The sequence below is a fragment of the Sediminicoccus rosea genome (genome assembly GCF_033547095.1).
Taxonomy (GTDB): domain Bacteria; phylum Pseudomonadota; class Alphaproteobacteria; order Acetobacterales; family Acetobacteraceae; genus Roseococcus; species Roseococcus rosea.
Genome location: NZ_CP137852.1, coordinates 4,001,279 through 4,016,292, shown reverse-complemented (window position 1 = coordinate 4,016,292; position 15,014 = coordinate 4,001,279). Strand labels below are relative to the sequence as shown.

Sequence of the window (15,014 nt, the reverse complement as noted above, 5' to 3'; positions counted from 1 at the left end):
GGAGGCACCCGGCCCGCATGACATCCCGAACCCTGACGCGGCATGAGACGCGCCGCCACCGCCATGCCAGACTGCCGGCTCCGAATCCGCCTGATGAGCCCTGCACGATGGACGACCTCGCCCGCTTCCCCTTCTTCCGGCCCTTCGCGGCCGAGGCGCTGGAGGCGCTGGCGGGCGCCGCACGCTGGCACGGCTTCGAGCCGGGGCAGACCGTGCTGGAGGCGGGCGACCCCGCGCGGGACGTCTTCTTCATCGCCGAGGGCGAGGTGCGGATCGTCATGCGCAGCGCGGGCGGGCACGAGATCATCCTGAACGAGCTGGGCCCCGGGCAGTTCTTCGGCGAGATCGCGGCGATCGATGGCGGGCCGCGCTCGGTCGGCGTGGTGGCGCTGACGCGCGCACGGGTCTGCGTGATCGCCGCCGCGCCCTTCATGTCCTTCGCGCTCTCCACGCCCGAGGCGTCGCACCAGGTGATGCGCATGCTGGCGGCGCTGGTGCGGGAGAAGGATGCGCGCCTGCTGGAGCTGACGATCCTGCCGGTGCGGCCGCGCCTGATCGCCCTGCTGCTGCGGATGTCCCGCCCGCGCGTCGTGGGGGAGGGCGAGGGCGTCGTCGTCTCGCCGCCACGGCCGCATCACGAGCTGGCGGCGCGGATCGGGACGCGGCGGGAGGTGGTGACGCGCATCCTGGGCGCGCTGACGCGGGAGGGGCTGGCCTCCCCCGGGCGCGGTGGCCTCGTGCTGCCCGATCCGGCGACCCTGATCGCGGAGGTGGAGACGAGCTTCCGGACGGCGACGGGGGGGTAGAGCGTGTTCCGCTGAGTGGCGTCACCGCAGCGGTGGATCATCCTCTCGGCAAGCTTCGCGCTCAGCCCCGGCCACACCCTGTGGTTCGGTAGCATAACTTCCCTCCGCATGCAAAAAGCCGCAGACAGCGATTCATGAATTCTTTTAGGATCCGGTCATGGGCGATGGCCTGACAACCAAAACACGCTCTTCGCAGCGCAACCGGCTTCGCCATGGTCGATCGCCCGGCCGCGCAGGCCTTTGGCTGTTTTGTGCGAGCTTGCTGGCGCCGGGCCTGGTGGCCGCCCAAGGCGGGCAGGGTGCAAATGGCGCAGACTACTCTGGCTCGGGCGGCGCGGGCGGGGTCACCAACCTGGTCACGCCGGGCGGGGCCGGTGTTGCCGGGCCGGATGGCGGGCTGCAAGGCGGTGGTGGCGGCGGTGCCGGTGTCACGGGCGGGCCGGGAGGCGCGGGCTCGGCCAATGGCGGACCGGGCGCCGCCGGCGGCCTGGGTGGTGCCACGCCGGGCGCCGCTGGCCAGCCGGGGGCGGATGCGGTGAATAATTTTGCCAGCGGCGGCGGTGGCGGTGGCGGGGCCCATGGCTGGGTCGGTCCGGGCCTGCCCAGCACGGCGGTCACGGGCGGTGCGGGCGGCGCTGGTGGCTCGGTCCCCTTCCAGATCATCGGTGTTCCGCAGGGGGGCGGCGGTGGCGGCGGGGCTGGGGGTATTGGCGCGGTCATCACCGGCACCGGCAATCTGGGCACGCTCACGGCGTCGGTCACGGGCGGCGCTGGTGGCGCTGGCGGGTTTGCGTCACCCGGGGGCGGTGAGGGGGCGGGCGGCGCGGGCCTTGTCTTCACCCAGCCCGGTGTGACGGCACGGCTGGATGGGAATGTCTCTGGTGGTGGCAGCACCGGCGTCGCGATCATCGGCAGTGGGTTGACGCTCACGATCAATGGGCGTGTCTCCGGTGGGCTCATTGACAACCAGATCTTCGCGGCACCCTCCATCGTGCTCGGCGAGGGCACAAGCCACCTGACCTTTGGACCGCAAGCGTCGGTGACCGGCGTCATCTCGAATAGCGGGGCGCTGGAACTGAGCGTATCGGAGGGAACGCTGAGCCTGGGTGGCGTGGGCGATGGCGTGATTTCCGGCCCCGGTTCGGTCCGCATCCGGCAGGGGACCGTCATCTATGCGGGGGGCAGCAGCTACACGGGCGGCACCACGATCGACAGCGCGGGCACGCTCATCTTGGGCGCGGGTCCATTCGTTGGCCGCCTCGCGGTGCCCTTCGGCCCGTATAATACGGCAAACCTCCCTGGGGATGTGGTGAACAATGGGACGTTGGTCTTCGCGGGCTACGTGCATGTCATCGAAGCCGTCATCTCCGGGACCGGCTCGGTCGAGGCCAACACGGCCGATCGCCTGATCCTGGCCGGCGCCAACACCTATTCCGGCAATACGACGATCCGGCGCGGCAACCTGTCCCTGCAAGGGGCCGGAACAATGGGCGACGGCACGGGGCGGGTGATCATCGGCTCCGCCGGGGTGCTCGACATCTCCCAGGCGCGCAGCGAAGCCGGGCGCCGCGTCAACAGCCTGGAGGGACAGGGCGTCGTGCGGCTGGGCTCGGCCACCCTCACCCTCGGCGCGGCGGGCGGGAACAGCAACTTCGCCGGGCAAATCACGGATATGCCCGCTTCATTTCCCCAATTCTCCGGCGGGGGCCTGACCATCGCGGGCGGGCGTACGGTCCTGACCGGCGACAACACCTATTCGGGCGCCACACGCATCCATGCCGGTGCGACGCTGCAAATCGGCGATGGAGGGACAACCGGCACCTTGGGGACCGGAATCATGCCTGGTCCGCCCATCCCCGGCTTGAGATCGCCTGGCCCCGGCCCCGTCATCAACGAGGGGACACTCATCTTCAACCGGGCCGGCAGCCTCACCGTCGGCCATGCGATCTCGGGCTCTGGCAGCCTGGTGCAGGCTGGTCCCGGCACCCTCATCCTGACCGGCGACAACACCTATTCCGGCGCCACCCGCATTGCCCCAGGTGCCACCTTGCAGGTCGGCAACGGGGGGACGACCGGCAGCCTGGGAATCGCGACGCCGGGCCCCGTCATCAATAACGGGATGCTTGTCTTCAACCGCGCCGGCACGCTGACGGTCGCCAATGCGATCTCCGGCTCTGGTGGCCTGGTGCAGAATGGCCCCGGCAACCTCATCCTGACCGGCGACAACACCTATACCGGTGTCACGCGGATCAATGGCGGCACGCTGTCGGTGAACGGCTCCCTCGATGCGCGCTCGGTCGTGGTGCTGGATGGAGGCACGCTGGGCGGGACGGGAACGCTTCCCGGCCTGGTTGTGCCAAGCGGAAGCACGCTGGCCCCGGGCAATTCCATCGGGACCATCCGCATCGGCGGCGATCTGACGCTCGCCGCCGGCTCCACCACCTCGATCGAGGTGCAGGGCGACACGGCCGATCGCATCCAGGTGAGCGGCTCCGCGAGGCTGGGGGGCGTGTTGCAACTCGTCCCGCTCGGTGGCCGCTACAGCTTCGGCACGTCCTACATCATCATCCAGGCCGCCAGCGTCACGGGGCAATTCACGGCCATCAACACCACCGGCAGCTTCGGCGCGGGCGTGGTGCCGCAAGTGAGCGCGACTCCGACGGAGCTGCGCCTCACCTTGACCCCGAGCCTGTTGGCGCTCGCCGCGGCCGGCGGGACGGCCAGCGGGGCGGAAGGCACCGTCCGGCTGTTCGGCCAGAACGTCGTCGCCACCGCTGCGGCCCTTGATTCCGCGGCCCGTGCGGGCGGCAACCTCTCGCCCTTTTTCGATGTTTACAACCAGCCGGCCAGCAGCATCGGCGCCGCGATCAACCAACTCTCGGGCGAGGTGGCGACGGCCTCCATTGCCATGGGCCAACTGGCGGGCGCGCAATTCCTTGCCACCGTGCTCGACCCGCTGGGCTGGGGGCGCGAGGCGATGCTGGGCGGGCGGCTTCGGCTGGAAGAGGATGCGCGGGCCGGCAAGCGCCATGCCGTCTGGGGCACCGCCACGGGGGTCTACAACCGCACCTCCGGCGATGCGGCGGATGGCACGGCGGCGCGGACGACGCGCAGCTCCGGCTTCGTGCTGGGGCTCGATCTGTTGCAGGGCGCGCAGAGCCTCGCGGGCATCGCCGTCGCGGTGGGTGAGAGCAATGCGGGCCTCAGCAACGGGCTGGGCCAGTCGCGCGGCAATTACGGCCAGATCGGCGCCTATGGCAGTACAAGGCTGGGCAGCCTCACGCTGGCGGCGGCCGGGGCTTTCACCTTCCTCGATGTGGATACACGGCGGACGATCTACGCTCTGGGCAATGACCGCCAAAGCGGTGGTTCCGGCGTGCAGGTCTATTCGCTGCGGATGGAGGCCCGGCAGGATGGTATCGCGGCATTTGGGTTGCGTGCGCTGCCGGTTGCCGCCTTGCAGCTCCAGCGCGTCGACAATTCAAGCTATGCGGAGCAGAGCGCGATGACGGGGAACGCCTTTGGCCTGACCGTGGCCGCCCGGACGAACACCACCCTGCGGAGCGAGTTGGGCGGGCAGATCCAGGGCGAAACACAATGGGCCGGCCGGCGCGTGCAGGGCTTCGCCCGCGCCTCCTGGGCGCATTATCTGCAACGCGACGCCACCATGAACATGGCCTTCACCTCGCTGCCGGGCGCGGGTTTCACGCTGCGGGGCGCGCGGCCGGAGGCCAACGCCGCGCTGGTCTCGCTGGGCCTGGAGACGGACATCATGGGCGGCGTCACGCTCGGCGCGCGGCTGGATGGCGAGTGGTCGGGCAATATGAAACAGGTCGCGGGTACGGCGAGGCTGCGTTATCTGTTCTGAGGCGGTGCTCTTCATGGTGGGTCGGTGGCGCGGCGGCCCCGGCCTTTTCGACCCATCCTGGCCAGCTCGCCAGGGGCTCCTCAGGTCTGCACTTCCTGTGAGATGGGCTCTCATCCGAGCGGCTCGGAATTACCCCCGGCCGCGATAGCCCGGGACGTCCTGCGCGGGGATCCACACGCCCTCGGGCGGCGTGCCGGTCTGGTGGAAGACGTCGATCGGGATGCCGCCGCGCGGATACCAATAGCCGCCGATGCGCAGCCACACCGGATCGAGCAGGGTGATCAGCCGCCGCGCGATGTCGAGCGTGCAGGCCTCGTGGAAGGCGCCGTGGTTGCGGAAGCTGCCGAGGAAGAGCTTCAGCGACTTGCTTTCCACGATCCAGTCGCGCGGGACATAGTCCAGCACGAGATGGGCGAAATCCGGCTGGCCCGTGAGCGGGCAGAGCGAGGTGAATTCAGGCGCGGTGAAGCGGATGCAATAGGCCAAGTCGCGGTGCGGGTTGGGCACGCGCTCCAGCACCGCCTCATCGGGGTTCGCGGGCATCGCCGTATGCGCGCCCAGCATGGTCAGGCCGGCGGTTTCGGTCTTGGCGGTCATGCTTCGCCGTCCTTCGTCCAATCATGTTCGATGAGCGCTGCCTCCGCCTCGAAGCGGCCCGCCAGGATGGCTTCGCGCATGCGGGCCATCAGCGCCTGATAGTAGTGGATGTTGTGCCAGGAGAGGAGCATCGGCCCCAGCATCTCCTCGCATTTGAGCAGATGGTGGATGTAGGCGCGGCTGTGGTTGCGGCAAGCCGGGCAAGAGCAGTCCGGGTCGAGCGGGCGGTCATCCTCGGCGTATTTCGCGTTCCTGAGGTTGAGCTGCCCGCGCGAGGTATAGGCGCGGCCCATGCGGCCCGAGCGCGTGGGGATCACGCAGTCGAACATGTCCACGCCGCGGCGCACGGCGCCCAGCAGGTCGGCGGGCTTGCCCACGCCCATCAGGTAGCGTGCATGCGTGGCGGGCAGCATCGGCGTGGTGAAGTCGAGGGTCGCGAACATCGCCTCCTGGCCCTCGCCGACCGCGAGGCCGCCGATGGCGTAGCCCTCGAAGCCGATCTCGGTCAGCGCGGCCACGCTCTCCGCGCGCAGGTCCTCGAAGGTGCTGCCCTGCACGATGCCGAAGAGGCCATGGCCCGGGCGTTCCACGAAGGCTTTGCGCCCGCGCGCCGCCCAGCGCATGGAGAGGCGCATGGATTTCGCCGCCTCCTCATGCGTGGCGGGGAAGGGGGTGCATTCGTCGAAGCTCATGGTGACATCGGCGCCCAGCAGATGCTGGATCTCGATGCTGCGCTCGGGCGTCAGGCGATGCTTGGAGCCGTCCACATGGGATTGGAAGGTGACGCCATCCTCGTCCATCTTCCGGAGGCCCGAGAGGCTCATCACCTGGAAGCCGCCGGAATCGGTCAGGATCGGGCCGTGCCAGTCCATGAAGCGGTGCAGGCCGCCCAGGCGCGCCACGCGCTCGGCCGTGGGGCGCAGCATCAGGTGGTAGGTGTTGCCCAGCACCATGCGGGCACCGGTGGAGCGCACCGCATCCGCCGTCATCGCCTTTACCGTGCCGGCGGTGCCGACGGGCATGAAGACGGGCGTCGGCACCTCGCCATGCGCGGTGTGCAGCATGCCCGCGCGGGCACGCCCATCGGTGGCCGCATGCGTCCAGTGCAGCGTCATGGCGTGGGCTCCCGGAACAGCAGCGAGGCATCGCCATAGGAGAAGAAGCGGTAGCGCTCGCGCACCGCATGCTCATAGGCGGCGCGCATGCGCGCCTGGCCCGCAAAGGCCGCGACGAGCATGAGCAGCGTGGATTTGGGCAGGTGGAAGTTCGTCATCAGCAGGTCCGCCGCCCGGAATTCGAAGCCAGGCAGGATGTAGAGGTCGGTGAGGCCGCGAAAGGGCGGGATGGGCGCACGGCGGTCCGTGATGCCCATGGCGGCCGTCTCCAGCAGGCGCAGCGCGGTGGTGCCGCAGCAGAGGATGCGCCGCCCCTCGGCGCGCGCCGCGTTGATGATGGCGGCCGCCTCGGGCGTCAGTTCGCACCATTCATGGTGCAGCTTGTGCGCGCGTGGGTCGCCATCGCGCACCGGCAGGAAGGTGCCGGCGCCCACATGCAGCGTGACGGTCGCGCGCTGCACGCCGCGCGCCGCGAGGGCGTCGAGGATGGCCGGCGTGAAGTGCAGGCTGGCGGTGGGTGCCGCGACGGCCCCGGGGCGGGCAGCGAAGATGGTCTGGTAGTCGGCGCGATCCTCGCCGCGTGGCGCCTCGCGATGGATATAGGGGGGCAGGGGCATCTCGCCCGCCTGGTCCAGCGCGGCGGCGAGCTTTTCGGGGTCGCTGCCGAAATCGAGCCGCGCGCTGCCGCCCTCGAACTTCTCCACCACCCGCGCCGTGAGGTCGCTGCCCTCGATCGCCAGCGTGTCGCCAGGGCGGATGCGGCGGGCATTGCGGATCAGCGCGTGCCAGGTTCCATCGCCCTCGGCGCGGTTCAGCATCACCTCGATCCGCGCCTCCCCGCGCCGGGCATGGAGGCGGGCGGGAATGACCTGGGTGTCGTTCACCACCATCACGTCGCCGGGCTGCAGCAGCCCCGGCAGGTCGCGCACGCCGCGATCCTCCAGCGCATCGGGGCGGACGACGAGCAGCCGCGCCGCATCGCGCGGGCGGATCGGGCATTGCGCCACCAGCGCCTCGGGCAGGGCGTAGTCGAAATCGGCGGTGGAGAGGGACATGGCCCGGGGCGGTAGCGCGGGCGCCCGGCCCACGCAACGCCGGGCGCGCGACAGACGCGACAATTTCGCCCGCTTTGCACGATCTTCCTGACACGAAGCGGGCCTAGCCTGTTATCGTTCGCATTGGAGAACGAAAAATGGACACGCACCGCATCGCCTTGCTGCGCACCAGCTTCGACCGTGTGCTCCCCATCGCCGGGCCCGCCGCCGCCCTCTTCTACCAACGCCTGATGGAGATTGACCCCAGCACGCGGCCGCTCTTTGCCCAGACCGACATGGCGGCGCAGGGCACCAAGCTCATGCAGGCGCTGGCCATGGCCGTCGCCTCGCTGGAGCGGCCGGACGTGCTGGTGCCCAAGCTGCGCGACATGGCGCGCCGCCACGTGAATTACGGCGTGGAGCGCCACCATTATGCCAGCGTGGGCGCCGCCCTGCTCTGGACGCTGCGCCAGGGTCTGGGCGAGGGCTTCACCCCCGAGGTGGAGGATGCCTGGGCCGAGGCCTTCGCCGTGCTGGCCGATGTGATGATGGACGCGGCCTATAGCCGCCGCGCGGCTTAGGATGCATGACTTGGCGTCCGGCCATGCGCTGGGCGCGTTTGTGGCGGCGTGCCGGGGCGTGAAACACTGACACTCTGTCCAGGAGGTCACGCCCATGCTCGCCACGCTCCGCGGTGCCCCCATGGGCGGTGCCACCCTGCTGATCGCCGGCGCCGTGATCTGCGCCGCGCTCGCCACCGGGCTGCGCCAGAGCTTCGGCCTCTTCCTCGCGCCGATGACGACCACGCTCGGCTGGTCCAGCTCGGGCTTCGCCTTCGCCATCGCGCTGCAGGTGCTGCTGAACGGCTTCGCCCAACCCCTGGTGGGCCAGGTGGCGGACCGGATCGGCGGGCGGACGGTGGTGATCGGCGGCGCGGCGCTCTACGCCATCGGCATTCTCGGCATGGCGCTCAGCCAGGGCCTGCCGATGTTCACCTTCTTCGCCGGCATCGTCATGGGCATCGCCGTCTCGGCCGCCGGCATGCCCGTGATCAACGCCAGCCTGACGCGCCTGCTGCCCGAGCACCTGCGTGGGCGCGCCGTCGGCCTCGGCACCGCGGGATCGAGCTTCGGGCAGTTCGCCGTGGTGCCGCTGGCGCAGCTCGGCATCAATGTCGCGGGGTGGCAGGGCGCCCTCTTCCTGCTGGCCGGGGCCGCGCTGCTGATGATCCCGCTGGCGCTCCCGCTGGATGGCCGGCCGGCGCCGCCCAAGGCCGGGCAGGATGACCAGACGGCGATGCAGGCGCTCAAGCTCGGCCTCACCACGCCGACCTTCTGGTACATCTTCTTCGGCTTCTCGGTCTGCGGCCTGCATGTGAGCTTCCTCGCCGTCCACCTGCCGGGCTTCGTGGCGAGCTGCCACCTGCCGGCGAGCGTGGGGGCCGCGGCCATCGCGCTGATCGGGCTGTTCAACGTCGCGGGTTCGCTCATCTCGGGCGAGTTGTCGCAGCGCTGGAAGCGGCGCGAATTGCTGATCATCATCTATGCCAGCCGCGGCGTGCTGATGACGATCTTCCTCCTGGCCGACAAGACGACGACCAATGTGCTGATCTTCTCGGCGGTGATGGGCCTGCTCTGGCTCTCCACCATCCCGCCCACCGTGGCGCTGATGGCACGGAATTTCGGCACGCGCTGGCTCGCCACCATGTTCGGCCTGGTCTTCGTGGGCCATCAGCTGGGCGGCTTCGCCGGCGCTTTCCTCGGCGGCTACATCTTCGACCGCACCGGCAGCTATGACCTGATGTGGAGCCTCTGCATCGCGGCGGCGGCCTTCGCGGCGCTCATGCATATTCCCGTGCAGGATGGCCCCAAGGCCGTTGATCCGGGTCCGAAAGCACCGGGAATGACGCCGCCGCCGCGAGCCGCTACAACGGGTTGAGGCATTTCCCCGGGAGCCCCCATGCTGCGCCGCCGTTCCTTCCTGCCGGCCCTGTCCGGCCTTCTGGCCACGCCCGCCATCCTCGCCGCGCCCGCGCTGGCCCAGCCGCGCCAGGGCCCGCCGCATGAATGGATGTTCGGCAGCTGGACCGGCGGCATCTTCCCGGCGGTGGATACGGAAGGCCCGGGCTGCTTCGGCAATGTCGCGCTGATCGTGATGCGGGACCTCATCATGCGCGTCTCCAGCCTCGACTACGCCTATCGCCAGCGCGCCATCGAATCGGTGGCGGTGACGCCGGATGGCCTCGAATTCCGCCTCATCCCGGTCGGTGGGCGGCCGGTGCCCGAGATCGGCTTTGGCTGCGACGGCAATCCCAACCTGCTGCGCGTCTCCCGCCGCGGCCCGGATGAGGTGCTGCTGCCCGGCTGCGTCGAATTCCCGGGCGCGCTGCGCCGCTGCAAGACGGTCTGAGCCATGGCCCGCATCACCCTGATCCATGCGCTGCGTCACTCGCCGCCGCCGATCGAGGCCGCCTTCGCGGCCCTCTGGCCCGGCCAGACGCTGATGAACCTGATGGATGACAGCCTCTCGGCCGACCTCGCGCGCGAGGGGAAGCTGACGCCGGCCATGACCGAGCGCTTCCGCACGCTCGGCCGCTATGCCGCCGGCACGGGCTCCGAGGCGATCCTCTTCACCTGCTCGGCCTTCGGCCCCTGCATCGAGGCGGTGGCGGCGGACCATGCCGCCATGCCCGTGCTCAAGCCCAATGAGGCGATGATCGAGGAGATCATCGCCTCCGGCGCGAAGCGCGTGGGGCTGCTCGCGACCTTCCCCGGCACGCTGACCTCCATGCCGCCGGAATTCCCGGCCGGCATCGAGGTGGTGCCATGCCTGGCCGAGGGGGCGCTCGCCGCCCTCGATGCCGGCAACATCGCCGAGCATGACCGCCTGGCGGTGGAGGCCGCGCGCCGGTTGGCCGATTGCGATGCCATCGCGCTTGGCCAGTTCAGCCTCGCGCATGTGGCGCCGATGGTGGAGCAGGCGACGGGCCGGCCGGTGTTTTCCACGCCGGGAAGCGCGGTCCGCAAGCTGAAGCGCATGCTCGGTGGTTGAACCGGCGCGGAGCGCACGCATCTTCCACCGCATCACCAGCAAGGGAATGATCGCATGAGCGAGCTCGCCGTCGGCGCCAAGGCGCCCGATTTCTCCATGCCCGCCACCGGCGGCCGCACGGTCAGCGCCAAGGCGCTGAAGGGCAAGCCCTACCTGCTCTATTTCTACCCCAAGGCCGACACGCCCGGCTGCACCAAGCAGGCCTGCGGCATCCAGGAGGCGCTGCCGCAGCTCGGCAAGATCGGGCTCGAGGTGATCGGCATCAGCCCCGACGCCATGCCGCCCATCGAGAAGTTCGCGGCCAAGTACAACCTGACCTTCCCGCTCGCCAGCGACGCCGACCAGAAGGTGGCGACGGCCTATGGCACCTGGGTCGAGAAGAGCATGTACGGCAAGAAGTACATGGGCATGGAGCGCACGAGCTTCCTGGTCGGCGCCGACGGCAAGATCAAGGCGATCTGGCGCAAGGTGAAGCCCGAGGCGCATGCGGCGCAGGTGATGGAAGCCGCGGCCGCGCTCTGATCCTGGCGGCTCAGGCGCTGTCGAGCAGCGGCCGGGCCACCTCCAGCGTCTCACCCAGCAGGCGGTCCAGCGTCGCGGCGGCGGCGCGGGCCGTCTCTTCCTGGGCTTCCTTCACCGCCGTCTCCACCGCCTGGGCCTGCTCGGCCAGCAGCCTGGCACCCACCATGCGCGCGGCACCCTTCAGGCGGTGCGCCGCCTGGCCGAGGGCGGCGGTGTCCGCCGCCTGCATCGCCGCGATGTCATGCCGTGCCTGCTCGGCGAAGCTCTCCAGGATGCTGGAGAGCCGCGCGCGGTCCTGGCCGAAGAGGCCGCGCAGCGCCTCGGGGTCGAAGAGCGCGCCGCCCTGCGCGGCACCCTCGGTCGCGAGCGCGGGCAGGAAGCGCGACAGCGCGCGGGAGAGGCCATCGAGGTGCAGCGGCTTGGCAAGGAAGCCGTCCATGCCGGCCGCGTAGCAGCGCTCCGCCTCGCCCTTCAGCGCATTGGCGGTGACGGCGATGAGCGTGGTGCGCGGCAGGCCAGCCCGCTGCTCCTCCGCGCGGATGGCGCGGGCCAGCTCGAAGCCGTCCATCACCGGCATGTGGATGTCGAGCAGCAGGATGGATTGCCGCTCCTCCCGCCAGCGGGCCAGCGCATCGGCGCCATCCACCGCCGTCTGCGCGGTGAGGCCGAGCAGTTCGAGCTGGCGCAGCATCACCTCGCGGTTCACCGGATGGTCATCCACCACCAGCACGCCGCCCGCGGCTTCCGGCGCGGGCGCGGCGGCCGGCGCGGCGCCGCGCGCGATGGCGGTCAGCACCTCGGGCGCCGCGGCGACGCCCAGGCGGAGCGTCACGGTGAAGCGGCTGCCGCGGCCGGGCTGGCTTTCGGCCCGCACCTCCCCGCCCATCAGCTCGGCCAGGCGCCGCACGATGGAGAGGCCGAGGCCCGTGCCGCCGAAGCGCCGCGTGGTGGAACTGTCGGCCTGGGTGAAGGGCTGGAAGAGGCGCGCCAGCGTCGCCTCGTCCATCCCGAGGCCGCTATCCTCCACCGTCAGCGTCAGCAGCGCGCGGCTATCCTCCGCCTGGGCCTGGGCCGAGATGCGCACGAAGCCGCGCTCGGTGAACTTCAGCGCATTGCCGACCAGGTTGAAGAGAATCTGCCGCACGCGCGTCGGGTCGCCCTCCAGCCAATCGGGCCCCGGGCCCGCGGCATCGGCGAAGAGCGCGAGGCCGCGACGCTTGGCCTCCGGCGTCAACGTCTCGATCGTGCCTTCCACCATGGCGCGCAGGCTGAAGGGCATGCTCTCCACATCGAGGCGCCCTGCCTCGATCTTCGAGAAATCGAGCACGTCATCGATGATCCGCAGCAGCGAATGCGCGCTCTCGCGCATCACGGCCACGCTGCGCGCCTGTTCGGGCCTCAGCTCCGAGCGGCCGAGCACTTCGAGCATGCCGAGCACGCCGTTCATCGGCGTGCGGATCTCATGGCTCATGGCGGCGAGGAAGCTCGATTTGGCGAGTGCCGCGGCCTCCGCCGCCTCCTTCGCCGCGATCGCCGCCTGCTCGCTCGCCTTGAGCGCCGTCACGTCGCGCCCCTGGGCGATGATGCGGCCCTTGGCGATGGGGCTGTAGCTGAACTCCAGCCAGCGGCCGCCGGGCGCGGGGCGGGTGAAGCGCACGGGCTTGCCGGCGAGGACCGCGTTCACCCGGCCATCCACCCAATGCTCCTCCGGCTCGTCGAAGCCGAAATCGCCCCGGCGATACATGTAGCGCATGGATTCGCGCAGCGACCCGCCCTCATCCACCAGCTCGGCCGGGATGTTGAGCAGGTTGCGGCCGCGCCCATTCGACATGACGACGCGGGATTCGGAATCGAGCAGCACCACCATCGCGTCCATGGAGTTCAGCACCTCGGCCAGCAGGGCCCGCTGCTCCTCCACCTCCGCCTCGCCGCGCTTGAGCGGCGTCACGTCGCGCGCCTGCATCAGCGTGCGCCCGCCCGAGAGCGGCGTGTACTGGAACTCCACCCAGCGGCCATCCTGCGCGGGGCGGGTGTAGCGCTGGCCGGCGGGGTCGGTGATGAAGGCGAGGCGCTCGGTGATGCGCGCCTCCTCATCCAGGTCCGTGCCGTATTCGCCGCGGCGGTAGAGGTGGCGCAGCACCTCGCGCATGCTGCCGCCCGGGGCCAGCAGCTCCGGCCGCTCGGGCAGGAAATCCGTGCCGCGCGCATTGCTGGCGAGGATCGACTGGTCCGGCCCCAGCAGCACCACCGCCTCGTCCAGGCCGTTCAGCAGCTCGAGCAGCAAATGCCGCTCGGCCTCCACCTGCTCCTCCTGCTGCTTGAGCAGGGTCACGTCGCGGTAGAAGGCGAGCAGCCCGCCATCGGGCAGCGGCTGCATGCGGATGTCGAGCCAGTAGCCATTGGCCGTCTTGCGGACATAGCGCCGGCCGCCGGGGTCGAGCAGGGCCTGGATGCGGCCCTCGATCGCCTCGCTCAGCGCCTCCTCCGTCTCGGGCACGGGGCCGAAATCGCCGCGCAGCGTCTGGAAGCGCGTCACCTCGCGCAGGCTGGTGCCCACGCCGAAATGCTCAGGCAGGTCGAAGAAGCGCTTGATCGGCTCGCTGACGATGGTCCAGCGCAGCTCGGTGTCGAAGAGCATCACGCCGTCGCGCATGTTGTCCATGACGCGGCGCAGCTTCTGCTGCTCGGATTCGAGGGCGAGCTGCACCTTCTTGAGGCCGGTGATGTCGCGCACATTGATGAGCAGCGAGAGGTCCGGCCGCGTGTCCATCGTGACCTCGACCCAGCGGCCATTGGGCAGCACGCGCACCACCTGGCGCCGGCCCGGCTTGGAGACGACATGGCGGATGCGGCCGACGAACTGCTCCTCCGTCTCCTCGAAGCCATGGTCGCCCCGGCGATGCACCGCGCGCAGCAGGCCCTCATGCGTTGCGCCGCGGGCGAAGAGCTCGGGCGGCAGGTCGTAGAGGTCATCCACGTTGCGCGATGTCTCGAGCAGCACGCCCTTCGCGTCGAAGAGCAGGATCGCGTCCTCGGTGCTTTCCAGCAGCAGCGTGGCGCGGCGGCGCTCCTCCTCGCGCTCGGCGCGCTCGGCCTCGAGTGCGGCGAGCGCGTTGCGCAGCTCCGTCACGTCGCGCACCAGGATCAGCAGGTCGCCATTCGGCAGGGGGCGGAAATTGTATTCGGCCCAGCGGCCGTCCGGCATGCGGCTCGGCAGGGTGAAGCGGCCGGCGGCAAGGATCATGGCGCGGCGCTGCGCCACGAACTCGTCCTCATCCTGGTCGAAGCCGTAATCGCCGCGACGATGCATGAAGCGCAGGATGTCCTGGTGGGTGCGGCCGGGCTTCACCAGCTCATCCGGCAGGCCCAGCAGGTCACCGCGGCCGGTGGAGTTGTCGAGGATGGTGCCCTCCGGGTCCATCAGCACGACCGCGTCGGTCACGTTCTCCAGCAGGTAGGCGCTGCGCAGCAGCTCATGCGCCGATTCCTCGTCGGCGCGGATCTGCGCGAGCCGGGCGAGGCGCCCGCCGCCCGGCAGCGCCTGGACCGTGAGATGCAGCGCGCGGCCATCGGCCCGCGCCCAACGCGCCGTGCCGCCGGCCGGGGCCTGGAAGGGGGCGAGCAGATGCGGCAAGGCCGAGGGCATGGCGAAGACGCCATCCGCCAGCAGCGATTCCAGCCAGTCGGCCAGGGGTTCGCCGGGTGTGGCGGGCGGTGCGCGCAGCAGCCGCGCGAAGCCGTCCGCCAGGCGGCGGATGCGGCCCGCGCCATCCAGGTCGAGATAGGCGGCATCGGGCAGGGCGAAGAGGGCATCGAGCAGGGCGGCGTCATGATCGGCCCCGCCCATCGGGACGGCGTCATTGGGCATGGCCGGGTTATGTCATGCTTTCGTCGCGGCTTCTGTCACGTCTGTCGCGCCGGGCCGGGGCAGCACGCGACAGACGCGACGAAGCGGCGCGCGCGGCGCGATCCTGTTGCGACAGGGGCAGGGCAATTTGGGGTCATCGAAACGCACCGCCTT

Annotated in this window: 11 protein-coding genes; 7 read left to right on the top strand and 4 right to left on the bottom strand. The window is 70.4% G+C overall.

The annotated features are described in order from the left end of the window. Positions 1 to 107 precede the first annotated feature (107 nt). Positions 108 to 806, top strand: a complete 699-nt coding sequence (locus tag R9Z33_RS19300; protein WP_318648187.1) for a Crp/Fnr family transcriptional regulator — start codon at positions 108 to 110, stop codon at positions 804 to 806. Positions 807 to 1,083: 277 nt separating this feature from the next. Continuing rightward, entirely contained in the window at positions 1,084 to 4,674 is a 3,591-nt protein-coding gene (locus R9Z33_RS19295; RefSeq protein WP_318648186.1) for an autotransporter domain-containing protein, read from the top strand. A 129-nt stretch (positions 4,675 to 4,803) separates the two neighbouring features. Here the strand turns inward: R9Z33_RS19295 and queF are convergent, their stop codons facing one another. From queF to queA, 3 genes are read right to left on the bottom strand one after another with little or no spacing between them, the layout of a single operon-like run. Continuing rightward, positions 4,804 to 5,271 (bottom strand): preQ(1) synthase, encoded by a 468-nt coding sequence (queF, locus tag R9Z33_RS19290; protein WP_318648185.1) that lies wholly within the window; start codon positions 5,269 to 5,271, stop codon positions 4,804 to 4,806. Then, positions 5,268 to 6,386: a tRNA guanosine(34) transglycosylase Tgt gene (gene tgt, locus R9Z33_RS19285; protein WP_318648184.1), complete on the bottom strand. Its 1,119-nt coding sequence runs from the start codon at positions 6,384 to 6,386 to the stop codon at positions 5,268 to 5,270. The genes queF and tgt overlap by 4 nt, the downstream gene beginning before the upstream one ends. Continuing rightward, positions 6,383 to 7,441: a tRNA preQ1(34) S-adenosylmethionine ribosyltransferase-isomerase QueA gene (gene queA / locus R9Z33_RS19280; protein WP_318648183.1), complete on the bottom strand. Its 1,059-nt coding sequence runs from the start codon at positions 7,439 to 7,441 to the stop codon at positions 6,383 to 6,385. Before queA ends, tgt begins: the two co-directional genes overlap by 4 nt. A gap of 137 nt (positions 7,442 to 7,578) precedes the next feature. Between queA and R9Z33_RS19275 the strand changes: the two genes are divergently transcribed. From R9Z33_RS19275 to bcp, 5 genes are all read left to right on the top strand, one after another. After that, entirely contained in the window at positions 7,579 to 8,001 is a 423-nt protein-coding gene (locus tag R9Z33_RS19275; protein WP_318648182.1) for a globin family protein, read from the top strand. A gap of 94 nt (positions 8,002 to 8,095) precedes the next feature. Beyond that, the gene (locus tag R9Z33_RS19270) at positions 8,096 to 9,358 is read left to right on the top strand and encodes an MFS transporter (protein WP_318648181.1); all 1,263 of its coding nucleotides are present in this window, start codon (positions 8,096 to 8,098) and stop codon (positions 9,356 to 9,358) included. A gap of 21 nt (positions 9,359 to 9,379) precedes the next feature. Next, entirely contained in the window at positions 9,380 to 9,829 is a 450-nt protein-coding gene (locus R9Z33_RS19265; RefSeq protein ID WP_318648180.1) for a hypothetical protein, read from the top strand. Between the two features lie 3 nt (positions 9,830 to 9,832). Continuing rightward, a complete protein-coding gene (locus R9Z33_RS19260) occupies positions 9,833 to 10,471 on the top strand; it encodes an aspartate/glutamate racemase family protein (RefSeq protein WP_318648179.1) in 639 nt (212 codons plus the stop codon). 54 nt (positions 10,472 to 10,525) lie between these two features. After that, complete coding sequence (gene bcp / locus R9Z33_RS19255; RefSeq protein WP_318648178.1) at positions 10,526 to 10,993, top strand: thioredoxin-dependent thiol peroxidase; 468 nt, start codon at positions 10,526 to 10,528, stop codon at positions 10,991 to 10,993. Positions 10,994 to 11,003: 10 nt separating this feature from the next. On the opposite strand, the gene R9Z33_RS19250 is transcribed toward bcp, so the two are convergent. Continuing rightward, positions 11,004 to 14,861: a PAS-domain containing protein gene (locus R9Z33_RS19250; RefSeq protein WP_318648177.1), complete on the bottom strand. Its 3,858-nt coding sequence runs from the start codon at positions 14,859 to 14,861 to the stop codon at positions 11,004 to 11,006. Positions 14,862 to 15,014 lie beyond the last annotated feature (153 nt).